Origin of the sequence: Streptomyces sp. NWU339 (genome assembly GCF_003143855.1) — a bacterium.
GTDB lineage: Bacteria > Actinomycetota > Actinomycetes > Streptomycetales > Streptomycetaceae > Streptomyces.
Genome location: NZ_QFRK01000008.1, coordinates 194,424 through 216,092 on the forward strand (window position 1 = coordinate 194,424; position 21,669 = coordinate 216,092).

General features: G+C 68.6%; 23 protein-coding genes. 15 read left to right on the forward strand and 8 right to left on the reverse strand.

Annotated elements, in window-relative coordinates; translation table 11 throughout:
• Positions 1-5: 5 nt before the first annotated feature.
• The 6 genes from DIZ27_RS12385 to DIZ27_RS48425 all read left to right on the forward strand — a co-directional run bounded on the left by DIZ27_RS12385 (position 6) and on the right by DIZ27_RS48425 (position 6,414).
• Positions 6-878, forward strand: coding sequence for a TIGR03620 family F420-dependent LLM class oxidoreductase (locus tag DIZ27_RS12385; RefSeq protein WP_181383499.1), 873 nt, complete (start codon positions 6-8; stop codon positions 876-878).
• A 116-nt stretch (positions 879-994) separates the two neighbouring features.
• Positions 995-1,183, forward strand: coding sequence for a ferredoxin (locus DIZ27_RS12390; RefSeq protein WP_109378420.1), 189 nt, complete (start codon positions 995-997; stop codon positions 1,181-1,183).
• Positions 1,176-2,384, forward strand: a complete 1,209-nt coding sequence (locus DIZ27_RS12395; RefSeq protein ID WP_109378421.1) for an NAD(P)/FAD-dependent oxidoreductase — start codon at positions 1,176-1,178, stop codon at positions 2,382-2,384. Before DIZ27_RS12390 ends, DIZ27_RS12395 begins: the two co-directional genes overlap by 8 nt.
• A gap of 734 nt (positions 2,385-3,118) precedes the next feature.
• Entirely contained in the window at positions 3,119-3,682 is a 564-nt protein-coding gene (locus DIZ27_RS12400; RefSeq protein WP_109378422.1) for a nuclear transport factor 2 family protein, read from the forward strand.
• A 112-nt stretch (positions 3,683-3,794) separates the two neighbouring features.
• A complete protein-coding gene (locus DIZ27_RS12405) occupies positions 3,795-4,244 on the forward strand; it encodes a nuclear transport factor 2 family protein (protein ID WP_109378423.1) in 450 nt (149 codons plus the stop codon).
• 433 nt (positions 4,245-4,677) lie between these two features.
• On the forward strand, positions 4,678-6,414 hold the full coding sequence (locus tag DIZ27_RS48425; protein WP_109378424.1) for a PEP-utilizing enzyme: 1,737 nt from the start codon (positions 4,678-4,680) through the stop codon (positions 6,412-6,414).
• Between the two features lie 135 nt (positions 6,415-6,549).
• Here the strand turns inward: DIZ27_RS48425 and DIZ27_RS12415 are convergent, their stop codons facing one another.
• The 3 genes from DIZ27_RS12415 to DIZ27_RS12425 all read right to left on the reverse strand — a co-directional run bounded on the left by DIZ27_RS12415 (position 6,550) and on the right by DIZ27_RS12425 (position 9,166).
• Positions 6,550-7,398 carry an SDR family NAD(P)-dependent oxidoreductase gene (locus DIZ27_RS12415; protein ID WP_181383500.1) on the reverse strand — a complete coding sequence of 283 codons (849 nt, stop codon included), beginning with the start codon at positions 7,396-7,398 and terminating at the stop codon, positions 6,550-6,552.
• A complete protein-coding gene (locus DIZ27_RS12420) occupies positions 7,391-8,185 on the reverse strand; it encodes a ThuA domain-containing protein (RefSeq protein WP_109378425.1) in 795 nt (264 codons plus the stop codon). The genes DIZ27_RS12415 and DIZ27_RS12420 overlap by 8 nt, the downstream gene beginning before the upstream one ends.
• A gap of 216 nt (positions 8,186-8,401) precedes the next feature.
• Positions 8,402-9,166 (reverse strand): SDR family NAD(P)-dependent oxidoreductase, encoded by a 765-nt coding sequence (locus DIZ27_RS12425; RefSeq protein WP_109378426.1) that lies wholly within the window; start codon positions 9,164-9,166, stop codon positions 8,402-8,404.
• A 37-nt stretch (positions 9,167-9,203) separates the two neighbouring features.
• Here DIZ27_RS12425 and DIZ27_RS12430 point away from each other — a divergent pair, with 37 nt between their 5' ends.
• The 4 genes from DIZ27_RS12430 to DIZ27_RS12445 all read left to right on the forward strand — a co-directional run bounded on the left by DIZ27_RS12430 (position 9,204) and on the right by DIZ27_RS12445 (position 13,600).
• Complete coding sequence (locus DIZ27_RS12430) at positions 9,204-9,665, forward strand: VOC family protein (protein ID WP_146228938.1); 462 nt, start codon at positions 9,204-9,206, stop codon at positions 9,663-9,665.
• A gap of 11 nt (positions 9,666-9,676) precedes the next feature.
• Positions 9,677-10,579 (forward strand): TIGR03619 family F420-dependent LLM class oxidoreductase, encoded by a 903-nt coding sequence (locus DIZ27_RS12435; RefSeq protein ID WP_109378428.1) that lies wholly within the window; start codon positions 9,677-9,679, stop codon positions 10,577-10,579.
• Between the two features lie 113 nt (positions 10,580-10,692).
• Positions 10,693-12,234 (forward strand): ISL3 family transposase, encoded by a 1,542-nt coding sequence (locus tag DIZ27_RS12440; protein WP_109378465.1) that lies wholly within the window; start codon positions 10,693-10,695, stop codon positions 12,232-12,234.
• Between the two features lie 76 nt (positions 12,235-12,310).
• Positions 12,311-13,600, forward strand: a complete 1,290-nt coding sequence (locus tag DIZ27_RS12445) for an IS256 family transposase (RefSeq protein WP_109378429.1) — start codon at positions 12,311-12,313, stop codon at positions 13,598-13,600.
• A gap of 175 nt (positions 13,601-13,775) precedes the next feature.
• On the opposite strand, the gene DIZ27_RS46490 is transcribed toward DIZ27_RS12445, so the two are convergent.
• Positions 13,776-14,210 (reverse strand): DUF6214 family protein, encoded by a 435-nt coding sequence (locus tag DIZ27_RS46490; RefSeq protein ID WP_219933609.1) that lies wholly within the window; start codon positions 14,208-14,210, stop codon positions 13,776-13,778.
• 200 nt (positions 14,211-14,410) lie between these two features.
• On the opposite strand from DIZ27_RS46490, the gene DIZ27_RS12455 reads away from it, so the two are divergent.
• The 3 genes from DIZ27_RS12455 (at position 14,411) to DIZ27_RS48720 (ending at position 16,926) form a co-directional block, all read left to right on the forward strand.
• Complete coding sequence (locus DIZ27_RS12455) at positions 14,411-15,775, forward strand: FAD-dependent oxidoreductase (protein WP_109378466.1); 1,365 nt, start codon at positions 14,411-14,413, stop codon at positions 15,773-15,775.
• Between the two features lie 630 nt (positions 15,776-16,405).
• Positions 16,406-16,783 (forward strand): hypothetical protein, encoded by a 378-nt coding sequence (locus tag DIZ27_RS12465; protein WP_375231959.1) that lies wholly within the window; start codon positions 16,406-16,408, stop codon positions 16,781-16,783.
• Positions 16,777-16,926, forward strand: a complete 150-nt coding sequence (locus DIZ27_RS48720; protein WP_375231960.1) for a hypothetical protein — start codon at positions 16,777-16,779, stop codon at positions 16,924-16,926. The genes DIZ27_RS12465 and DIZ27_RS48720 overlap by 7 nt, the downstream gene beginning before the upstream one ends.
• 61 nt (positions 16,927-16,987) lie before the next feature.
• Here the strand turns inward: DIZ27_RS48720 and DIZ27_RS12470 are convergent, their stop codons facing one another.
• Complete coding sequence (locus DIZ27_RS12470) at positions 16,988-18,181, reverse strand: serpin family protein (RefSeq protein ID WP_109378430.1); 1,194 nt, start codon at positions 18,179-18,181, stop codon at positions 16,988-16,990.
• 336 nt (positions 18,182-18,517) lie between these two features.
• Between DIZ27_RS12470 and DIZ27_RS12475 the strand changes: the two genes are divergently transcribed.
• Positions 18,518-18,856, forward strand: coding sequence for a hypothetical protein (locus tag DIZ27_RS12475; RefSeq protein ID WP_109378431.1), 339 nt, complete (start codon positions 18,518-18,520; stop codon positions 18,854-18,856).
• Positions 18,857-19,071: 215 nt separating this feature from the next.
• Here DIZ27_RS12475 and DIZ27_RS46995 read toward each other — a convergent pair whose 3' ends face one another.
• The 3 genes from DIZ27_RS46995 to DIZ27_RS12495 all read right to left on the reverse strand — a co-directional run bounded on the left by DIZ27_RS46995 (position 19,072) and on the right by DIZ27_RS12495 (position 21,119).
• Positions 19,072-19,449 carry a transposase gene (locus tag DIZ27_RS46995; RefSeq protein WP_375231961.1) on the reverse strand — a complete coding sequence of 126 codons (378 nt, stop codon included), beginning with the start codon at positions 19,447-19,449 and terminating at the stop codon, positions 19,072-19,074.
• A 325-nt stretch (positions 19,450-19,774) separates the two neighbouring features.
• Positions 19,775-20,080 (reverse strand): hypothetical protein, encoded by a 306-nt coding sequence (locus DIZ27_RS12490; protein ID WP_109378432.1) that lies wholly within the window; start codon positions 20,078-20,080, stop codon positions 19,775-19,777.
• 139 nt (positions 20,081-20,219) lie between these two features.
• Positions 20,220-21,119, reverse strand: a complete 900-nt coding sequence (locus DIZ27_RS12495; RefSeq protein ID WP_109378433.1) for a TIGR03619 family F420-dependent LLM class oxidoreductase — start codon at positions 21,117-21,119, stop codon at positions 20,220-20,222.
• Positions 21,120-21,181: 62 nt separating this feature from the next.
• On the opposite strand from DIZ27_RS12495, the gene DIZ27_RS45145 reads away from it, so the two are divergent.
• Entirely contained in the window at positions 21,182-21,394 is a 213-nt protein-coding gene (locus DIZ27_RS45145) for a hypothetical protein (RefSeq protein WP_146228939.1), read from the forward strand.
• Positions 21,395-21,669 lie beyond the last annotated feature (275 nt).

Consider the following 21,669-nt stretch of genomic DNA (forward strand, 5'->3'; position numbering starts at 1 on the left):
TCGCAGTGACCGTGCTCAGCGGTGTCGGAGTGTTCACCAGCGCCCGCAAGATCAAAGGCCGGGCCGAGGAGGTCGGGCGCATCGCCGAGGAACTCGGCTACGACGCCGTCTGGGTCGCCGACGTGCGCGGCGACCTCACGGTCCTCGGTGAGCTGCTCGCCGCGACGGAGCGCATCCGGGCGGGCAGCGCCATCCTCAGCATGTGGGACCTCGAGCCGTCCGCCGCGGCGGCGGCCTGGGCGGCGGTGGACGCGGCCGGCCCCGGACGTGCCTTCGCCGGCATCGGGGTGAGTCACGCGGCGATCGCCGAGCGCGCGCACCACGTCTACGACAAGCCGCTCACCCGGCTGCGCGGCTACCTCGACGAGCTCGACGCCATGGGCACCGGAATTCCACACAACCAGCGGCTGATCGGCGCCAACGGGCCGAAAATGCTGCAGCTCGCCGGGGAGCGCACCGCCGGGGCGCTGACCTATCTGGTCACCCCCGAGCGCACCGCCGCCCAGCGCAGGGAGCTCGGGCCCGGCAGCCTGCTCGCTCCCGAGGTGAAGGTGGCCCTCGCCGCCGACCGCCGGGGCGCGCGAGAGCTCGCGCGAGAGCACCTCGCCGTCTACCTCACCCTGCCCAACTACCTCGGCAATCTCGAGCGCATGGGCTTCACCGCCGAGGACTTCGCCGACGGCGGCAGCGACCGGCTCGTCGACACCCTGGTCGTCGGCCCCGGCATCGAGGACGTGGCGCGGCGCATCGCCGAGCATCGCGACGCCGGGGCCGACCACGTCTGCCTGCAAGTCCTCAGCACGGGCGGCACGCTCCCCCTGGACCAGTGGCGCCGCCTCGCCCCGGCCGTGTGCGCACGGGGACCGGAGGCGCAATGACGGGAGCCCTCACCCTGGACTCCTTCGCCGCGATCGATGATAATCGTGACGCAAATTATTTAGGGCACGACTTCATCAGTCCTGATGGACGACCCTCACATCGAAAGAGGTCTGAGGTGCGAGTCACCGTGAACGACGGCTGCCAGGGGTGCGGCGTCTGCGAGGCCACAGCGCCCGAGGTATTCGAGATCCAGGACGACGGATCGGTGAAGGTGCTGGTGCAGGTGGTGCCGCTGGAACTCGAACAAGCGGTGCGGAACGCGGCACACGAGTGCCCGACCGAGGCCATCGAGATCAGTGAGTGAGGACATCCGGCGCCTGGTGGTGGTGGGCGCCTCACTCGCGGGACTGCGGGCAGTCGAAGGCGCCCGTCGCGCCGGGTTCACCGGTGAGATCGTGCTGGTCGGCGAGGAGAGCCGGTTGCCGTATGACCGCCCTCCGCTGTCCAAGGCGGTTCTGGCCACTGACGGCCCCGTCGAAGTGCCCCCGTTCCGGTCCGCGTCCTCGCTGGCGAGCGAACAGGGTGTCGACCTGCGCCTGGGAGTACGCGCCACCGGACTGGACACCGGCAGCCGCACCCTGGCGACCACCGCCGGCGACATCGGGTACGAAGCCCTCGTCATCGCGACCGGCAGCCGGGTACGTCATCTCCCCTGCGCCTCGGACGACTCGGTCCTGCACGTCCTGCGCACCGACCGTGACGCGCTCGCCTTGCGCAAGGCTCTCGACGGAGCCTCCTCGGTCGCTGTCGTCGGCGCGGGATTCATCGGCTCCGAGGTGGCCTCCGCCGCACGCGCCCGGGGGCTCACGACAACGCTCGTGGAGGCCGCCCCCACGCCACTGCTCCGCTCCGTCGGGGCCGACGTCGCGCCTCTCCTCGGCCACGTGCACCGGCTCCACGGCACGGACTTGCGCACCGGTGTGGGGGTGACACACGTAGCGTCCGACGGCACGAGCACCGTCCTCACCCTGGACAACGGAAGTACCGTGACTGCCGACGTCGTTGTGGCCGGTATCGGTGTGCACCCGAACGTCGCATGGCTCGCGGGGTCGGGACTCGTCCTGGGAGACGGAATCGTCTGCGAGCCCGACCTGGGGGTCGGGCTCGCGGGCGTCGCGGCGGCCGGCGACGTGTGCAGCTGGGTGGATCCCCGCTGGGGACGCCGCTCGCGCCTGGAGCACTGGACGAACGCCTCCGAGCAGGGTGCGCACGCGGCACGCACCGTACTCGACCCGGCAGGCTCATCCCCCTATTCCTCGACACCGTATTTCTGGTCGGAGTGGTACGGGATCAAGGTCCAGCTGGTGGGCCGCACCGATGGCGACGAGGCCCTCGTCATCGGCACGCCCGAGGACGGACGGTTCATCGCGCTCTACCGCAACGGCGACGAGCTGTGGGGGGCGCTGACCGTGGGCCGCCCCGGCGACACCAACAAGCTGCGACGTCTGCTCAACGCACGGGCCTCCTGGCGCGAGGCGGTGGAGTTCTCGCGCAGCCGCCCCTGAGGAGCGGCTGCGCAGGGCGAACACTCAGGGAGCCCGGGGGCCACCTCCCTCTGGTGCGGCCCTGTCCTCGAGGCGCCGACAGGGGCTTGGCATCGCCGCTCCGGGAAGCGCTCCTGCGATCCCTCCGGCCAGGCATCGGGAGCGGGCACGGTCAGGCCCGTTTCCCGAAGGCGAACACCAGTGCCGGATAGTCGCATTACCAATAACCGGAGTATTGACAATACTGACGGATCCCGGTGCAATCGGAGCGTCGTCCTGGCCGAATCCCGTCGGCCGGAACAGGCGGCGGCCGGGTCTCCGCGTTCGGCGCCGAACGCGGGCGCCCCTGCCCTCGCCTACCGGACCCCGCCCCTTCCGGATTCCGCGGGTACCCCGGCAAGACCATCGGCCACCGGACGCGGAGAACCGGGCGCTGCTCCATCGGGTGCCGGCGAACGGCCATCCGCCGCACTCCGGTCCGGTGTACACACGAAGGGCGAGCACAAACTCGCCACTGCCGCACGGCTTGTGCACGTCCGGCTTCGAGAGTCGGGCCGAGGCACCGGCTCGGGCCGGATCCACCAGATCAGGCTCGCTTCACCACCCCACCCCGATGACGAGCACCATGCCACCCTGCGGGACCTGGACCAAAGAACGCCTCACTGCCGCATGCAGGGGCGCAAGGACAAGACCGGCCCGTCCGGCGGCACGGTCCCGACGAGGCTGACGGCCCACCAGGAATGGATGTCCCACTCATGCAGCACAAGATGACCGCTCCAGGATGGCAGCTCCTGCTCGACCGGATGGCCTCGGAGACGGATCCCGTCCGGCGCCGCAATCTCGACGTGGTCGGCCGGCACGTGGTGGAGGAGGTCGCGGGCAATCTGCCGAAGCTGATGGAGACCCTGGTTGCGGAGCCCGTCTACTCCGTGTGGGGTGCGTCCGACAGCGTGGGCCCCCATGGCCATGACGAGGTGCTCGCCTGGTACCAAGCCCTGGTGGGAAGCGGCCGAAACCGCCTCGACTACGTCCTCCACCGTGTCGTCGTCGACGAGAACACGGTGGTCACCGAGGGGGACTTCCACTACGCCTTCCAGGGCGACGAACTGGGGGCCGACGGGCACACCGAACGGGGAGAGGTGATCACTCCCGACGGACGGTATCTCGTGGTGCACCGAGCCGTCGTCCTCTGGCCCATCAGTGCTGGGGGACTCATCGAGGGAGAGCACATCTACGCCGGTGAACGGCACCGAGTCGTGCGCGTCCTCAACGCCGGTGAGCGTCCTGAGCTCGGCCGCCGAAGCCAGGAACCGGCGTGAGGGGGAAGGCGCCGCGGCGGCTCGGCGGCGACCCTCCGCCGACCGGCCACCTGCGAGGTAAGGCCTGTCTTCCCCTGACCGCACCCACCGGGCCATCCACGGAAGGATCACCATGCCGGAGCTCACGCTGGAGCAGCGCATCGCCCGCCTCGAGGCGATCGAGGAGATCAAACAGGTCAAGGCACGCTACTGCCGCTACGTGGACACCAAGGACTGGGAGGGGTTCGCCAGTCTCTTCACCGAAGACCTCGTCATCGACTTCGGCGAGTCCACATCCAACCCGCAGACCCGCGACGAGTTCGTCGCCTCGGCAGCACGGCACTTCGCCAAGAACCTTTCGATCCACCAGGTGCATCTGGGCGAGGTCGAGATCGTGGACGACACCCGCGCGCATGCGATCTGGCCGATGTACGACCTTGTCGAGAAGACCTCCGAAGACAGCGAGTACGTCTCGCACACCGGGTGGGGCCACTACACCGAGGAGTACCGCAAGGAAGGCGGTCACTGGCTGTGCTGCCGCACCAGGCTCACCCGCCTCAAGCGAGTCGTCCTCGACGACTGAGCGACGGCTGGGCCAGGAACGGCTGCCCCGAGTCCGCTGAGAACAATCGGGCATCGACCGGCTCCCGGCCTGCCGGGAGCCGGAGCGGGCCCCGGCCGACGGCCCGGGCGAACTCGTAGGCCTTCGCAGAACACGCTTCGATCCGCGGCCCCTCGCGGGTCGGTGAGACACCGGGCAGCGAACACGTCCGCGCGCTTGCCCGGGATGCGGCCGCGCCGGCGCTCTCGCGGGCTCCGAGGAACGAGCCACTGACACGTGCCGACGCCGACCCGCCGCCCCTGCCGGCTCCGTCCCATGGCGCGACTTCCTCACCTCCACAGCACCACCCGCTCAAGAGCTGGATCACAAAGCGGAAAACCCGAAATGGTCCATTGCCAAATAATTGGTTAATGGACTTTAATGTGAGACGTGCATCACACCCCGAGGAGGAGCGATGGCAGACATCACGCGTCCATGGATCGTTGACTCGCCGCTGAGCGGGCGGTGGCCGGTCTACACGCGGGCGAACGTGGGAGAGGTGTCCCATTCCGCGACCACCCCATTGATGTGGAGCATGATCGGCGGCCCGCCCGCCGAGCGTGAGTGGAAGCAGGCCCTCGTCGAGTTCGGGGCGTTCGACATCAACGAGTTCCGTGAGGACCTCATCGACATCCAGGGGATGGTCCACGGCTACATCTATCTGAACCTCTCCAACGCGCGGACCTTCGGCGCCAGGATGCCGGGAGCCAGCCCAGAGCTGATGGACCGCACCTACCTCGGGGAGATCGAGGCTCCGCCCTACACTCCCCACCCTGACGACGACAAACCGGAGTACACCGAGCGCATCCTCGCCACCGTGCAGCGTGTGCTGAGCGAGACCTCGCGACCCGACGTCGAGGAGCACAAGCAAGTCGCCGCCAAGCTGCGGGCAGAGCGTCCCGACCTCAGCACGATGACCGACGCCGAGCTCGTCGCCCGGCAGCGGCAGATCATGGCGGGTCCGTACGCACCGATGCTCCGCACCCACCTGCGCATGGTCTACGAGGGATCCGTCGTCACGGGCGCGCTCGACCAGGCGGTGGCCGCGCTCGGCGACCCGAGCCTGGCCATCAAGCTGATGGGTGGTCTCGGCGACATCGCCTCGGCCGCTCCCAACCAGGCCATGTGGGGCCTCAGCCGCCGCGTCAAGGGCGTCCCCGAGCTCACCGCCGAGTTCGACAAGGGCGTCGGCGGCCTCGAGGAGCGGCTCCGGGCGAGCACGAGTCCGGCGGCACGGCAGTTCATCGCCGAGTTCGACCAGTTCACCCGGGACTACGGATCGCGGTCGACCGAGGAGTGGTCCGCCGCTCCGAAGACGTGGGAGACCCATCGCCAGATCCCGTTGGGAATGATCGACCGGATGCGCCTGCAGGACGAGAGCAAGTCTCCGTCGGCGCAAGCCGCCCGCCTCCGCAGGCAGCGCGAGGAACTGACGGCCCACGTCCGCGAGCAGTTGAAGGACGACGCTGCCGCGCTGGGTCAGCTCGAGGCCGTGCTGCGGTCGGCCGAGCTCTACTCCCGCTCCCGCGAGCAGAGCAAGACGAACACCATCCGCTGCCTCCACGAAGCCCGGCTGCCGATGTGGGAACTCGGTAGCCGCTATGTGGCCAAGGGTGTCTTCGGCCGACCCGAGGACATCACCATGCTGCTGGAGGACGAGCTGGAGAAGTTCATCAAGGACCCGCAGTCGTTCGTGCCGGTGATCGCGGAGCGGTGGGAGTGGTACGAATCCCTCTCCGAGCTGGAGCCACCGTTCTTCATCAACGGCGAGATCCCCCCGGTCACCACGTGGCCGAAGAAGAAGGACCCCGACCTCGAGCCCGCCGGCCCCGGAACGGTGCTCCAGGGCCTGGGCGCCTGCGCCGGAACCGCGACCGGAATCGCGCGGATCATCACCGATCCGGAGGACGCTCCCGATCTCGAGCCCGGAGAGATCCTCGTCGCCCCGATCACCGACCCCGGCTGGACACCGATCTTCACCTCTGCCGAAGCCGTCGTCGTCAACGTCGGGTCACCGATGAGCCACGCCGCGATCGTGAGCCGCGAGCTCGGCATCCCGTGTGTACTCGGGGTTCGCGGTGCCACCAAGAAGATCAAGAACGGCACCGTGCTCACTGTCGATGGAGCGGCAGGCACGGTCACCATTCACTGAGCCGACGCGAACGAGGACCACACCCCGTCCGGGTGTGGTCCTCGTTCGTTCCGCACGCCGCCCCTTCGCACGCCGCGCTCCGGGCATGACCGGAACGTCCCCTCGCACGTTGCTGTTTCCGGCCGCGACGACCCGTCACGCGCCGTCCGCGAGCATCTCCGGACGCGGCGTCTGCCAGGGCATCAGTGAACGGGATCCCAGCCCACCGTCGACGGGCAGGACCGTGCCCGTGATGTAGGAGGATGCCGGCGCTGCCAGGAACAGCGCGGCGTGGGCAATGTCCTCCGGCTCCCCCTCCTCGGGCGGCACGGCGCGACGCCAGGCGTCAGGGGCGTCGTCCTCGGCCGCATAGCGGCGCCGGCTGCCGTCGCCATGGTCCACCGCGATGCTCCCGACCCGGATCGCGTTGCAGCGGATGCCCAGGTGCCCGTACCCGCTCGCGATGGACCGGGTCAGCGCCTCGAGGCCGCCCTTGCCGGCGGAGTACGCGTCGAAACCGGGCATCGCCTGAGCGGCCGCGAGCGACGAGATGTTGATGATCGCGCCGTGCCGCCGGTCCATCATCACCGGCAGCATGTACCGGGAGGGCAGGAAAGCACTGGTCAACGTCCGATCCAGCAGCTTGCGCCAGTTCTCCAACGAGATGTGGCCGATCGGCCCGTCGGTGTCGCGGGTGTGCAGGAGGTCTGTCGGACCGGCGTTGTTGACCAGGATGGAGGGAGCACCGAAGCCGTCCACCACGGTGCGTACCAGTGCGCGCACCTCGCTCTCGTCGGTGACATCGGCGCGGACGAACCGCACCGACCCCCCGATCTCCTCCGCGGCCCGTACTCCGGCCTTCTCGTCACGCCCGCAGATGACCACGCGGGCGCCCCGGGCGGCGTACACCTCCGCGATCGCCCGACCGATTCCGCGAGAGCCCCCGGTCACCACGGCCACCTCGCCGTCGAGACGGAAGGGGTCCCGGATGCTGCGCTCACTCATTCTCGCTCCTTCTGTCTGATACCCAGTGCAAGGCGTTGGCGAGGAGACGACGGAACGCCGGGTTACCGAACGCGGCAGCTCCATCACCGAACTGCAGGTACACGATCCGGCTCCGCGGGTGGTTCCGCACCCAGGCCACCACGCCCGATCCGCGGGGGTGTTCCCAGCCGTCGTTGGTGTCGCGTCGCCCGATGACCGCGTTCCAGGTCGACCACAGCGTGCGGTCGGTGAGCTCGGCGTCGGTGACCAGCAACGGCGTGATGTCGGCGTGATGGATCTCGCTGAGGTAGAGCTCGTCGGTGATGGTGAACCCGTCTTGGAGCCCGTCGAGCACCGGATGCCCGACTGCCCCGCCGGCGGGCGTGATCCGCTGCTCCACAGCGTGACGGTAACCGGAGTCCGGATGCCGGTCGTCGCGGACGAACCTGAAGCGGCCCCCCATGATCGAGGCGTACTCCTCCCACGTCGGCCAGGCCGCGAGGGCGTGGTGTACGAACACGAACCCATGTCCCCGCTCGATCAGGGAGGTGAAGTCGTCGCGAAAGGCCCGCGGCGGATCGAAGAGATCCGGGTGCGAGCGATCGGGCTTGAACGCGAAGCCGGGCATGTCGTACAGCAAATAGGCATCCCAGCGGTCGGGCTCCGCACCCGAGAAGTGGAGCTGAGCCGCTGGTTGCTCGACCTGTGTGCAGGCGATGCCGGGAAGCACGTCCAGCAGTTCCGAGAAGGAGTTGCGGTCATAGCCATGGCCCTTGGTCACGGCCAGGATCTGGCGTGGGCTCCCCATCGCTTCCCCTTACTAAGTCTAGTTATCAATTATTGATCATGCGAATGCATCTGACGCAGCACCGGGCTTCCAGACAGCGGCGTCCGTTCCGCCTCGCCGCTGCCGGACGGGCGCACAGGCGGTCGGGCCGGTCTCCCTGGATCCGGCCGCTTCTGCGGCCATGCGGTCCGTGGAAGCTCACGCCAGGCAGCAGCAGCCGGGGAAGGCACGCCGAAGTCAGTGCTGAACGCGGCTGAGCAAGCCGCCGTCGGCCACGAGATTGGCCCCGGTGATGAACGACGCCCGGGGACTGGCGAGGAAGGCCACCGCGTTCGCGATGTCGACGGGATCGCCGTACCGCCCGAGAGGGAGCTTGGCCTTGACCATGTCATAGGCCTCCGGGCGCCCCCGACGCACCTGGTCCCAGGCTCCGCCCTCGAACTCGATCGGCCCGGGAGAAACCGTGTTGACCCGGACACCGGCGGGCGCATAGGCCCGCGCCAAGGCGGAGGCGTGATGAAGTACGGCCGCTTTGATCGCGCCGAAGGAGGCAGGCCCTGACGGCATGTCGACATCCAGGGCGCTGGTGGAACTGATGGCCACAACGGCTCCCTGGCCCGACGCCACGAGGTGCGGCTTGGCGGCCTCCGCGAGGATGGCGAACGCCTGCAGGTCCCCCCGTGCGCTCTCGACCCAGGAGTCGTCCCCCTTCAGGCTGCCGGGCGAGGCGTTCGACACGACGACGTCCAGACCTCCCAGGGCTGCCGCGCTCGAGGCGACGAAGCCGCGCAGCGCGTCGGGGTCGGCGACGTCGACGACGTCGGCGAACACCTGGACACCCCGTTCCTCGAGCTCGTCACGCGCTGCGGACAAGGCTCCCTCGTTCCGGGCGCACAACGCCAACGCGCACCCCTCGTCGGCGAGCACGTCGGCGATCACGCGCCCGATTCCCCGGCTGGCACCCGTGATGAGCGCTCGTCGCCCCTTGAGCCCCAAGTCCATGTGCCCACCCCCTAAAAGTCTTATTCACAATGATTGATTGAGCGACTATGGTGGCAGCGAACCGGACGCCGGACAACCCCTGGGAGCCGCCATGCCCGCCCTGCTGGTGAAGTCCACCATCGACATCGGCATCGTGACCACGAACCAGAAGGCGATGGTGGACTTCTACGGAAACGTTCTCGGGTTCCCGGCTCTGTCCGACGTCCCAATGGACGGCTTCCTCGTCAAGCGCTTCCAAGTGGGCGACTGCGTGCTCAAGATCGTGGAGTTCGACAAGGAGCCCACCGGCCGCGCCGTGGCGGGAGGCCTTGGAGACTCCACCGGATTGCGCTACTGGACGGTGTCGGTCTCGAACCTGGAGGAGGTCCTCAGCGCGGTCCGAGCCGCCGGCCACAGGGTCGTCGACGGGCCCACCGAGGTCCGGCCCGGCGTGAGCATCTCCTTGGTGGCCGACCCCGACGGCAACCTCCTCGAGTTCGTCAACCGGCCCGCCTCCTGAACGGAACTCCCATGACAGACGTCGGACTCGTCCTCCCCCAACTCGGCCCGGTCACCGATCGACACGTGATCAAGGACGTCGCTCAGGCCGCGGAGGACATGGGATTCGCGCACCTGTGGGTGCAGGACCACTTCATGTACGCCCTGGATCAGGAGGGCGAGTACGGCGGCAGCGCCTCGGCACAGCCCGAGGTGTACAAGTCCGTCTATGCCCCGCTCGAGGTCTTGGCGGCGGTCGCCGCCTGGACCGAGAGGATCGGCATCGGCAGCAGCATCCTGGTCGCCGGCAACCACTGGCCGGTGCAGTTCGCCAACGAATTGGCCACCATCGACCAGCTCAGTGGAGGCCGGCTCACAGCGGTCGGCCTCGGTGTCGGCTGGTCCCACGAGGAACACCGGGCGGTCGGGGTCGACCCCAGGACACGGGGCCGCCGGATCGACGAGTTCGTCGAGGTGCTCAAGAAGTGCTGGGCGGAGGATCCGGTCAAGCACCACGGCGAGTTCTTCGACGTTCCGCGGTCGGTCATCCGGCCGAAGCCCTACCAGAAGCCGCGCCCAAGACTGATGTCGGGCATGTGGTCGGAGAAGGGCCTGCGCCGCACGGCGCTCCACTACGACCTCTGGAACCCGGGCTCGATGCCCATCGCTCAGGCCGCGGAGACCCTGGCCGGGATGAACGACATGCGTCCCGACGGCCTCGAGCCCCTGAACGTGATCTACCGCGCGGCCCTGCAGTCCACCGCGGGCAAGACACTGACCGTGGAGCAAGTCGCCGAGCGCACGGTGGAGGCGGCCGAGCAAGGCTTCGAGGCGGTCATCATCGAGACGAACTTCTGCTCCGACATCACCTCGCGGCAGGACTGGCTCGACAAGGTCGCCGACCTGCAGCCCGTGCTGGACGCAGCCCACGCCTGAGACATGGGTTCTGGCTCAATTTCTGGATGCTGTTGGTGATCTCTAGGGGGACTGTAAATCGTTCGGCCCTGTCTCACTTTCGGTGGTGACGGAGAGTCGTGAGGGTCGTTGACATTCGTGTGAAGAATGTCAACGAGCTTGTGCAGACGGTATTTTCGGGTCTGTCCCCGCTGGTCATCGAGGATGTGACCGACGAGGGCGAGCGGATCGCGGTGCGGGCACGGACTGCGCAGGACGCCGCGTTCTGCCCGGCGTGCGGGGCGCTGTCGGGACGGGTCCACGGCTATCAGCTGCGGACGGTGGCCGACGTGCCGGTTGATGACCGCCGGGTGGTGGTCCGTGTGCGGGTGCGGCGTCTGGTGTGTCCCACGCCCGGCTGCCGGCACACCTTCCGCGAGCAGGTGCCCGGGGTGCTGGAGCGCTACCAGCGACGCACGGCCCGCCTGACCGGGCAGGTCAAGGCCGTGGTCAAGGAGTTAGCGGGCCGGGCCGGGGCACGTCTGCTGGCGATACTCCAGGTGGGCCTGTCGCGTCACACGGCTCTGCGCGCCCTGTTGCGCATCCCGTTGCCCACCGGGCGGGTGCCCCGCGTGATCGGCGTCGATGACTTCGCTCTGCGCCGGCGGCACCGTTATGCCACCGTGGTGATCGACGCCGAAACGCACGAGCGGATCGACGTGCTGCCCGACCGTACCGCCGGCACGCTGGAAGCGTGGCTGCGCGAGCATCCGGGCATCGAGGTCGTGTGCCGTGACGGCTCGGCGACCTACGCCGAGGCCATCCGCCGTGCCCTGCCCCACGCGGTCCAGGTCGCTGACCGCTGGCATGTATGGCACAACCTGTGCGAAGCCGCCCTCAGCGAGGTGAAGGCACACAGCACCTGCTGGGCCGCCGTGCTGGACGCGCCCCTGTACGACGGGCCCCGCGCGCGAACCACCCTCGAGCGCTGGCACCAGGTCCACGACCTACTCGACCAGGGCGTGGGCCTGCTCGAGTGCGCCCGCCGGCTTCAACTGGCCCTGAACACCGTCAAACGCTACGCCCGAGCCGACCGGCCCGAACGGATGCTTCGCGTCCCCAAGTACCGCGCCAGCCTTGTCGACCCCTACCGTGAGCACCTGCGTAAACGACGGGCGGAGCACCCCGCCGTCCCCGTCCAGCACCTCTTCGAAGAGATCAAGGCCCTCGGCTTCACGGGCTGCTTGAACCTCCTGCACAAGTACATCAACCAAGGCCGCGCAGACGCCGACCGCAGCCACATCTCCCCACGTCGGCTCGCCCGGATGCTGCTCACCCGGCCCAGCAACCTCAAAAACGAACATCACGACCTCCTGGACCGGCTCACTGGCGCCTGCCCCGAGATGACCCAACTGACCACCAGCATCAGGGACTTCGCCGAACTCCTGACGCCCTGCCCAGAAAATGCCGACAGGCTCTCGGACTGGATCGCACAGGCCCGCGCAGTCGATCTGCCCCACCTGCACGCCTTCACCCGGGGCCTGGAACGGGACCGCGACGCCGTGATCGCCGCACTCACGCTTCCGTACAGCAACGGCCCCACCGAGGGCGTCAACACCAAGACCAAGCGGATCGCGCGCCAGATGCACGGACGAGCAGGCTTCACCCTTCTTCGCCACCGCATCCTCCTCGGATAACGACACGCTCCGTCACCACCGAAAGTGAGACAGGGCCAATCGTTCGGTGTAACTCCTGATCAAGGAAGATGCCCCGATGACCAGTGAGAACGCGTCCGCGACCCAGTCCGTCGAGATGCCTGAGCCGCAGCCGTCGAAGGCGGTGGACGACCAGCTCATCGACGAACTGGCGGGCCGGCCCCAGGCCGAGGGCCTGCAGCTGACCGGAGAAGGCGGGCCGTTGCAGCAGCCGACCAAGCGATTACTGGAGTCCGCCCTCGAGGGCGAGATCACCGACCACCTCGGCCATGCCAGGCACGACCCGGCCGGCAAGAACGGCGGCAACTCCCGCAACGGCACCCGCGGCAAGACCGCGCTCACCGAGGTCGGACCGGTCGAGATATCCGCGCCCCGCGACCGGGACGGAACCTTCGGGCCGAAGACCGTGCGCAAGCGGCAAAAACGCCTGGCCGGCGTCGACGAGATGGTCATCTCGCTCGCCGCGAAGGGGCCGACGACCGGCGAGGTCCGGGCCCGCCTCGCCGAGGTCCACGGGGCCGACGTCTCCCGGCAGGCCATCTCCACCATCACCGACAAGGTCATGGACGCCATGGCCGAGTGGCAGAACCGGCCCCTCGACGTCGTCTGCCCGGTCGTCTTCATCGACGCGATCCACGTGAAGATCCACGGTGCGGTGGCCAACCGGCCAATCCACGTGGCCCTGGCCGTCACCGCGGAGGGCCGACGGGACATCCTGGGCCTGTGGGCCGGCGACGGCGGCGAGGGCGCCAAGCACGGGATGCACATCCTCACCGAGATCAAGAACCGCGGCGTGAACGACGTCCTCATGCTCGTCTGCGACGGTCTCCAGGGTCTGCCCGACGCGGTCGAGACCCTCTGGCCCAGGACGATCGTGCAGAGCTGTGTGGTCCACCTGCTGCGGAACTCCTTCCGCTGTGCCGCCCGCCAGGACTGGGACAAGATCGCTCGTGTCCTCCAGCCCGTCTGCACCGCGCCGACCGAAGAGGCCGCCCTGGAGCGGTTCGCCGAGTTCGCCGGCACCTGGGGCCAGAAGTACCCGGCGATCGTCCGGCTCTGGGAGAACGCGGGGGAAGAGTTCACCCCGTTCCTCCGCTTCGACACCGAGATCCGCCGCATCGTCGGCACCATCAACGCGATCGGGTCGGTGAACGCCAGGATCCGGCGGGCGGTCGAGGCACGCGGGCACTTCCCGAACGAGACCGCCGCCTTGCAGTGCGTCTACATGGCCATCATGAGCCTGGACCCCACCGGCAAGGGCCAGGCCCGCTGGACCATGCGCTGGAAGACCGCGCTGAACGCCTTCGACATCACCTTCGACGGCCGCCTCTCCGCAGCCCGTCGGTAACCCCGACCACCCTGGTTACACCGCTCGTTTGGCCCTGTCTCACATTCGGTGGTGACAGCGTGTCATCACTGATGTGCCTGGTCCGAGCTTCATGGAGAGCAGCCGCAGACGTGCCATCGAGCAGGGCGAGCACGGCGCTGACGGTCGCGTCACCCGTGCTGGGCTGGGAGTGTCACTACCAGCCACGGCAACTACTTACCGTCACCACCGCATGTGAGGCAGGTCCGCTCGTTTGACAGACCCGAGCTGGGCTGGTGGCGTGCGGTGCGTGAGACCGGCCCGCGGCCTCTGTACCGGATGCCCGACCCGTATGCGGGCGAGGGCGAGCCGCCCGTCGACCGCGCCCCGCCGCCGTGGCCCGGTCCTCGGGGCCGGGCTCGGCGCCGGCACCGCACGCCCGCGCCAGCGGTCCCTCGATCCAGTCGGCGAACAGCGCCAGGTCGTCCAGGGACAGCGCGGGGCGGGCCCGCACGTCCTCGACACAGACGCACTGCTCGGACACCGTCGCGAGCGCCTCGACCGACGCCCCGTCGGCGAAGGCCAGCCGCACATGCAACCAGCGCGTCACGCGCTCGCCCTCCCGCATCTCCCACGCGGGCCACACGGACACCGCGCCGTCCGCCGGAGAACGATCGGAAAGATGAAGGAAGGATGCCTCAAGCGCACACGCAACGTAAGCGTGTGGTCACTTTCCAGGCGAGCGAACACGCACCCCTCGTGGCGGACGGCACCCTGTCAGCGGAGCACCGGTGGTGCGATGCTGGAGACATCAGCGATCTCCTGTCGGTCCGTGGGGTGAGGAGTTCCGCCGTGCTGCGTGTCGCCGTCGTAGGTTCCGGACCGAGCGGGTGCTACACCGCACAGAGTCTGGTCCAGCAGGACGCCCAGGTGCGCGTCGACGTCCTGGACCGGCTGCCGTGCCCGTACGGGCTGGTCCGCTACGGCGTGGCACCGGACCACGAGAAGATCAAGTCGCTGCAGAACAACCTCCGCGCGGTCCTGGAGCACGAGCGGGTGCGCTTCCTCGGCGGGGTGGCGGTCGGCCCCTCAGGGGTGTCGGTCGCCCGGCTGCGGGAGTTGTACCACGCGGTGGTGTACTGCGTGGGCGCCGCCACCGACCGGCGGCTGGGCATCCCCGGTGAGGACCTGCCGGGGAGCTGGTCGGCGACCGAGTTCGTGTCCTGGTACAGCGCCCACCCGGACTCCCCCGGGCAGGGAGGCACCCCCACCGACGACGGGTTCCTGCGCGGGGTCGGGTCGGCCGTGGTCATCGGTGTGGGGAACGTCGCCGTGGACGTCACACGGATGCTGGCCCGGGGGGTGCCGGAGCTGAGCCCGACCGATGTGCCGCACGCCGCCCTGACCGCGCTCGGGGCGAGCCGGGTGACGGACATCGCCATGGTGGGCCGGCGCGGTCCGTCCCAGGCCCGCTTCACCACCAAGGAACTGCGCGAGCTGGGCACCCTGCCGGACACCGGGATCGCCGTGGACCGGGCCGAGTTGGCGCAGGATCCGGCCTACGCCGATTCCTCCGGGCTGCCCGCCCCGCAGCGCCGCAACGTGGAGGTGCTGCGTGGCTGGGCCGAGACCCCCGCACCGAGTGCCCGGCGGCGGATCCGGCTGCGTTTCTTCCTCCGCCCGGTCGAACTGCTCGCCCGGGACGGCCGCGTGGGCGCGGTGCGCTTCGAGCGGACGGTGCCGGACGGGCACGGTGGCGTGACGGGCACGGGTGCGTACGAGGACATCAAGGCGCAACTGGTGCTGCGTTCGGTGGGGTACCGCGGAGTGGCGCTGGAGGGTCTGCCGTTCGACGCCTCGGGCGGCACCGTGCCTCATCTGGCCGGGCGGGTGCTGCGGGAGGGTGCCGTGGCGCCGGGCGAGTACGTGGCGGGCTGGATCAAGCGGGGCCCGACGGGTGTCATCGGTACGAACCGGCCGTGCGCCAAGGAGACGGTGGCCTCCCTGCTGGCGGACACGGCCGCGCTGGTCCGCCGTGACGTGCCCGGGGATCCGCTGGTGGCGCTGCGTACCGAGGGGATCGAGCCGGTCGAGTGGGCCGGGTGGCGGGCGATCGAACGGGCCGAGGCGGAACTCGGCGTCTCGCTGGGCCGGAACGTGGTCAAGCTGCCCGACTGGGCCTCGCTGCTCGATGCGGCGCGGAGGACGGGAGCGTAGCGGCTCGGCGGGCGCCGCCCCCTGGCCGACCCCCAACGACGGCCAGGGCTCGCGGCCCCCGCGGAACATCCCGATTGTCCGGGACAGCGACAAGCCGCCGTCTCAGGTACCGCCCACGAACGCACTCACGCATCCGCCGCCGACGACCTGATCCCACTGACCTGCAACGAGATCCAGCACCTGTTCACCACACTCGTCATCCAGCCCACCCACACAGCTGCACACCGACTCCGCTGGTCCGACTGGCGACGCCGTCATCAGGCCCGGTCCCGCACCTGCCACTACCAGCGCCAAGCCGTCTACCAGCCATGAAGATCACGATCTACGGCTGAGTACTAACCCGCGTCCCCCGGACTGTCCGCCACGCCCCCGACGCAAGATCCAGTTGAAGCCCTACCTTCCAGTTGCGCCTAATTGGCAACAGGTAGCCCACATAACCGTTTTGAGGCATCTACGGCGAGGTCGCCATAGGCCACTGAGGTTTTCTCAGCGAAATAATTTTTGCGAAGCGGTGTGATCCGGGTGATTCCGGATGCATCGGGCGGGCAGTGCCCGGTGGCGGACAGACGTGAAGCCCTTGGTAGGACGGTTCTCACCACAAGATCGTCCGCGACAACCAGAGGCTTCGCGTTGGTCACCTATGCTGCCACGCTCGACGTCCCGCGCCACATCGTTGAGTTTCTTGCCCGCCTGCTCGCCACCCACCGGCGGCAACTGCGCACGCCGCGCGGCTCGCGGGCGCTGGGTCCGTTCCGCCAGGCGGTGCCGGTGCTGCGCTGGTTCCGCGAGCGTGGCTGCGTGCACTGCCTGGCTTGTGATGCCGGCGTCTCCCAGGCCACCGGCTACCGCTACCTGCACGAAGGCATCGACGTCCTCGCCGAGCAGGCCCCCGACCTGCACGAGTTCCTGAAGGGCTGTCAGGCGCAGGGCATGGCGCACGTGCCCGCCGCCCGAAAGGCCAGTGCGAGCAGGCCCTGCACGCCGACACCCGCACCACGAACATGCTGATCAGAGACCTGCGCGCACTCGGCGAGCGGACCACCGCCGAACTGAAGGAACGCCGGCGCGCGCTCAAGCACGGCACGCTCGGCCCGAGCCGGATCAGCGACATCGCCCGCGCCGCCCTCGTCCTCAACGGCCACTGGAAATGATCTTTGCTGAAAAACCTCAGTGCCTGCCGAGTTCCCTGCGGCCCTGCGCCTCATCGGGCGCTCACCAGTCCCAGGAGGCTTCCTCGAAGGTGTCGGGGTTGGCGACCCAGCCTGCGTTGAGGACGAGTCGGGAGGTGCGGTGCAGAGCGAGAAACCCGAAGGGACGGTCGAAGCGGGCGCTGATCTCGCGGGCTCGGAAGGGGTGGCGCGGGATGCCGCCGGCCATCATGGCGAAGGCGGTGACGGCCGCGGAGCGGAAGCCGCGGGCGCCGAACGTCGCCGTCATTGCCTGTGCGGCGGCCTGGACGGCAAGTGGCTTGGCACTGATGCCGGGAAAGTGGCCTTGCGAGGCGTCCGTCGCCGTGCGCAGGCCGAACAGGTCCGGGTGGTCGAGCAGGTCGTGGTGGGCTTTGACAGTGAACGGCACGGTGGATACGTGGAGCGTGGGTTCGCCGTCGACACTGGGGACGCGAGTCACGGACAGCCCGGGGCCTGGAGTGCCGTAAGGGAGATGACCGCCGGGCACCATTGCCCGGCGGTTGTGGAGTGCGCCCAGGGCGGCAGTCAGCACCTGGCCCGCGGTTGCTTCAGGTGTTCCGAGGTACAGGTGGACGTCGATGCCATGGGTGCCGATGATCTGAAGTTCGGTGAGGGGGCCGGCTGCCGTGTCCGCGACGCCCACCCGGTTCAGGAGACTGGTGGTTCGGTGCAGGCCGGCCAGGTTCATGCCGCGCCAGGGCCCTGTTTCGGCTTCCATTCCGCCTGGGGTGAAGGGCCGGATCCAGTCGGTGCGGAGGGTCAGGGCGCCGGCCAGCACCAGCAGAGTCTCGTCGTTCACGGTGACCGGCATCGCGTCGATCTGTCCTTGGGTGCACTTGGCTGCCCATGTGTCGAGGCGCAACCGGTCGCTGACGGGGTCGCCGGTGAGCTGCCCGTGCACGCCGGCGGGCAGTTGGTCCAGCCAGGCCGGTTCGACGGGCAGGGTGCCGCGAGTCCACAGTCCCAGGGCTGTGCCCAGGCCAGGCGTCGCCCCGAGCGTGGAGAACAGGTCTCGTGCTGCCGTTGCGGCACCGTCCGCCGGGATGCCGAGCGCGTCCGAGAGTTCCTGCCGGGCGGGACCTGCAGCACCGTCGGCGAGAAGGCCGAGTAGCGGCCACACCCCGGCTGCGGCGAGGACCGTGCCGTCGTGGGGCAGGGCCGCGGCCCAACGCGTGGCCAGTTCGTTGATGGCTTTGACTGTGCCGTGACTGGCCATGCCTGCCCTTCCGTTGCTCCCGCTCCTCGGGAGAGTAGAGCCGGAAGTGCCGACCGGCGAGCGAATTGAACGTCGCGGTCACTGAGAAAACCTCACTGACAGTCCCTAGCGTCATTGCCTGCACACGGTATACATCGAAGATCGGGGGATGATGTGAAACATGCGGTGCGCGGCAGCTCAACGAAACCGCCAGACGACAAAACCACAAGGAAGCGGAGCTTTTCCCTCGCCGCCATGAAGCGGCCGGGCAGCCGTGCAGCCGTGGTGATGACCGCGGCCTGTGTAGCACTCCTCGGTTTGCAGGCCTCACCAGCAGCGGCATCCGGAGTCAACTGTGTGAAGACCGCTGACTCGGGGGACTCCAACTACGCCTGCATCAACGTTTATGGCAGCGGGTTGTACGTCGAGAAAGTGGTGGTCTATGTCCGGTCATGGAAGTGGTTCCCGCCGTGGCCAGCGACTGTCTGCGACGTCAAGGCAGAGGCATGGGGGAACGAGGAGGGCCAGAACCCGTGGAGTCGGAACGGACGGAACGCCACCTGTAACAACCTCTCGACGTCCGTCGAGTTCGTGCTGAACAAGAGGATGGTCCCGTACACGGACATCTGCGCGCGGGCTGCCGCAGAAGAAAAGGCCCCGAACGAGCCCCCGGTGTGCCTCAAGATCTACCCCTGATGGGCGCTGTCGCTCGAATGGCGTCGAGAGAATCAGCACCAAGGACCGCCTCCGATTTTGCGGATGATTTCTGATCACCTCCGCGAGACGGGCTCACCGCAACGCGAAGGCGCCCGCCTCCGGATCTCCTCCGGAGGCGGGCGCCTTCGTGCGTCCAGCTATGCCACTACCGGTACCAGTACTTGACCCCCATGAACTGGCCACCGACAGCGAGGTCAGGAGGCAAGCAGTACTCGCTTGCGGAGGAGCCTGAAGCCAGCACGTCCGTACATCTGCCACTTGATCATTTTGATGCGGTTCACGTGTCCTTCGACGATGCCGGAGTTCCAGGGCAGGGTGAGGCCGGCGATGACGGCGTCACGGTCGCGGTCGATGCCCGCGGCGAGCGTGTGGAGGCTGGGCAGGTCGTCTTTGCGGACGGCATCGAGCCACTCGGGCAACCGTTCGCCCCGGCGTTCGGCGAGCATCCGGGCGAAGGACCGGACCTGTCCGGTGAGGGCGTCGAGTTCGGGGCAGTCGGCCAGGACAGCTTTGAGCCGGAGTTGTTCGCTCTCGGTGAGGGATTCCGGGCGGCTGAGGATCCACCTGGTCACCACCCGCGGTGCCGACGGCTGTGCGGTGACCGGACGGGGGGGGGACGTGCGCTTCTTCCTGATGTAGGCGCTGACAATGCCGTGACTGCCCTGGTAGCCGAGCGGGATGATCTCCTCCCAGAGCTTCCTGCTGGTCCTGGGGAAGCGGGGTCAGGCTGCGGCCTCACTTGCCGTTCGCCGCCCTGGTGCGCTTCTCGCACATGGGGCAGCTTCCGCGGTCCTGGGCAGTGAAGTGCACCCACGTGACGGGGGTGCCGCTGATCTTGCGCTGGTCGGACCAGCTGGCGTTGATCTTGTGCTGGGGACAGGTGACCTTGCGGGTCTGTCAGTCGATCGTGAACGCGCTCTGTGTGAAGTGCTCGCCCTTGTGGTTCTCGTGGCAGGTGTCCAGCCCGCCTGGCCCCACCAGTTCGACGCCGTAATCGTCCCGGACCGTGACGATGTGCGCGGCGGTGATGTAACCAGCGTCCACGTCGTGCTCGTCGGGAAGTAACTCCCGTGCGGTCAGGCCCTGGTGGACTGTCTCGATCACCTCCGTGCCGGCGACGGTCGCGTCCGTGGTGACGACGTGGGTGCTCAGGTGCGGGGCGTCGGGCTCCCAAGTCTCGCTCAGGTGGTCTTGTAACCGCACCAGCCCGAGCCGCGCTTGAGGCCGTGGCGGGCGCCCGGGTAGTAGAGCGAGGACAGTCGGCGCGCCTCCTTGCCGTCGCGGTGGTACTGCTCGACACCAGGCCCGGCGCAGGACCTGGGCTGAGGCCAAAACGCCGAAATCAGTAACGCCGATACGTGGCGGCGTACTCCTCCAGCCCCTGGACGGCGGCATCGAGACTTTCAGCGGGGAGCTTGAGCACGAACGAGTCGACGCCCGCGCCGCGCAACTGCGCAAGGTGCTCGCGGTGATCCGCAGTTGGGAGCCGGCGCCTGAGCACGTAGGCGTGCGCGGACTGCACCTGCACGAGTAGGGACGTGCCAGAACCGGCGGCCTGGTCGCGGATCTCCGCGATCATCTCACTCAGGCCCTCTACGGTCATGACCGGCATCCGGATCTGCCTGGCGACCTCTTGTTCGGTCACCAGGATGGGGCTCCAGCCCGCGTTGCGAGCGGCACGGCGACGCGCGAGCGCACTGTTGCCGCCGATCAGGATCGGAATACCACCGGCCTGCACCGGAGCGGGACGCTGCACGATGCCATGCCCGCGGAAATGGACTCCGGCATGGTCGACGGGTGATCCGGACCAGGCACCGCGCAATACTTCCAGCGCCTCGTCGAACCGCTCGTTACGGGTGTCGAAGTCGACACCGAGAGCCTCGAACTCCTCCGGCAGGTAACCTGTGCCCGCCACGACTGTCAGCCTCCCGCCGGAAAGCCGGTCGACCGTGCCAAGCGCCTTGGCGGCCAAGAACGCATTGTGGTAAGGCAGCACCAGCAGGTAGGTCATCAGCCGGATGCGCTGGGTCACCGCGGCACAGAATGCGAGCGCGGTGGTGACGTCGAGTGTCTCGTGCCCCGCCCGGCTTTCCAGCCACTCCTTGGTAGGCGCCGGGTGCTCGGTGAACGCGATCGCGTCATACCCCAGGTCGTCGGCGCGGCGCGCAACTCGCGAGATCCCCTCAGGCGTGAGCAGTTCGGGAGCAGCGCCGTCGACGGGGTACTCGACTGTGATCAGCATGGGCACATTCCTTCCGGAACACTCCAAACAGTTGACTTCTGCATCGCTGAAGAAGGTGCACGATGCCGCGTGGCAGCACCACGGCTCCGCGCGTAGGCGGGACGGGACCGGCCGCGGCCTGGTGCACCACCGCCATCGCCGTCTACAGCGAGATCAAGACCGTGCAGATCTTCGACCTGAAGTGCCTGTGGTTGGGCAGCCTCAACCACCCCCGGTGCGGGTCGTCCTGCCGCGCTTCGCCGGCTCGTCCCGGGCGGTGGACTGGGCGCTGGTGAGCACCGGCACCACCGCGTCCCCGCAAGAGATCGCCGAGCGCCACGCTAGCCAATGGTCTATCGAACAAGTGTCAAGGACGCATGGCCTGCTCGGCACCGGCACAAGCAGCACGTCTCCCTCGAATACATGATCACCGCGTTCCGGCGGGCCCGGATTACCGCTGCCACCGCAGCTCAGCCTCGCCCCGCCCTGTTCCACTACGCCCCACCGACCAGCGCCGGTACCGCCGCGTGACGGCGAAACTTCAGATCTGACCGTTCCCCCGCCCGTACGG

Excerpts from the sequence above, each read along its gene's own strand:
- DIZ27_RS12400 (WP_109378422.1), top strand. The coding sequence starts at position 3,119 with ATGCAGCACAAGATGACCGCTCCAGGATGGCAGCTCCTGCTCGACCGG.
- DIZ27_RS48720 (WP_375231960.1), top strand. The coding sequence starts at position 16,777 with ATGCTGATCAGAGACCTGCGCGCACTCGGCGAGCGGACCACCGCCGAA.
- DIZ27_RS12445 (WP_109378429.1), top strand. The coding sequence starts at position 12,311 with ATGACCAGTGAGAACGCGTCCGCGACCCAGTCCGTCGAGATGCCTGAG.
- DIZ27_RS12470 (WP_109378430.1), bottom strand. The coding sequence starts at position 18,181 with ATGGCCAGTCACGGCACAGTCAAAGCCATCAACGAACTGGCCACGCGT.
- DIZ27_RS12405 (WP_109378423.1), top strand. The coding sequence starts at position 3,795 with ATGCCGGAGCTCACGCTGGAGCAGCGCATCGCCCGCCTCGAGGCGATC.
- DIZ27_RS12420 (WP_109378425.1), bottom strand. The coding sequence starts at position 8,185 with ATGGGGAGCCCACGCCAGATCCTGGCCGTGACCAAGGGCCATGGCTAT.
- DIZ27_RS12495 (WP_109378433.1), bottom strand. The coding sequence starts at position 21,119 with ATGCTGATCACAGTCGAGTACCCCGTCGACGGCGCTGCTCCCGAACTG.
- DIZ27_RS12425 (WP_109378426.1), bottom strand. The coding sequence starts at position 9,166 with ATGGACTTGGGGCTCAAGGGGCGACGAGCGCTCATCACGGGTGCCAGC.
- DIZ27_RS48425 (WP_109378424.1), top strand. The coding sequence starts at position 4,678 with ATGGCAGACATCACGCGTCCATGGATCGTTGACTCGCCGCTGAGCGGG.
- DIZ27_RS45145 (WP_146228939.1), top strand. The coding sequence starts at position 21,182 with ATGCCGCGTGGCAGCACCACGGCTCCGCGCGTAGGCGGGACGGGACCG.
- DIZ27_RS12435 (WP_109378428.1), top strand. The coding sequence starts at position 9,677 with ATGACAGACGTCGGACTCGTCCTCCCCCAACTCGGCCCGGTCACCGAT.
- DIZ27_RS12415 (WP_181383500.1), bottom strand. The coding sequence starts at position 7,398 with ATGAGTGAGCGCAGCATCCGGGACCCCTTCCGTCTCGACGGCGAGGTG.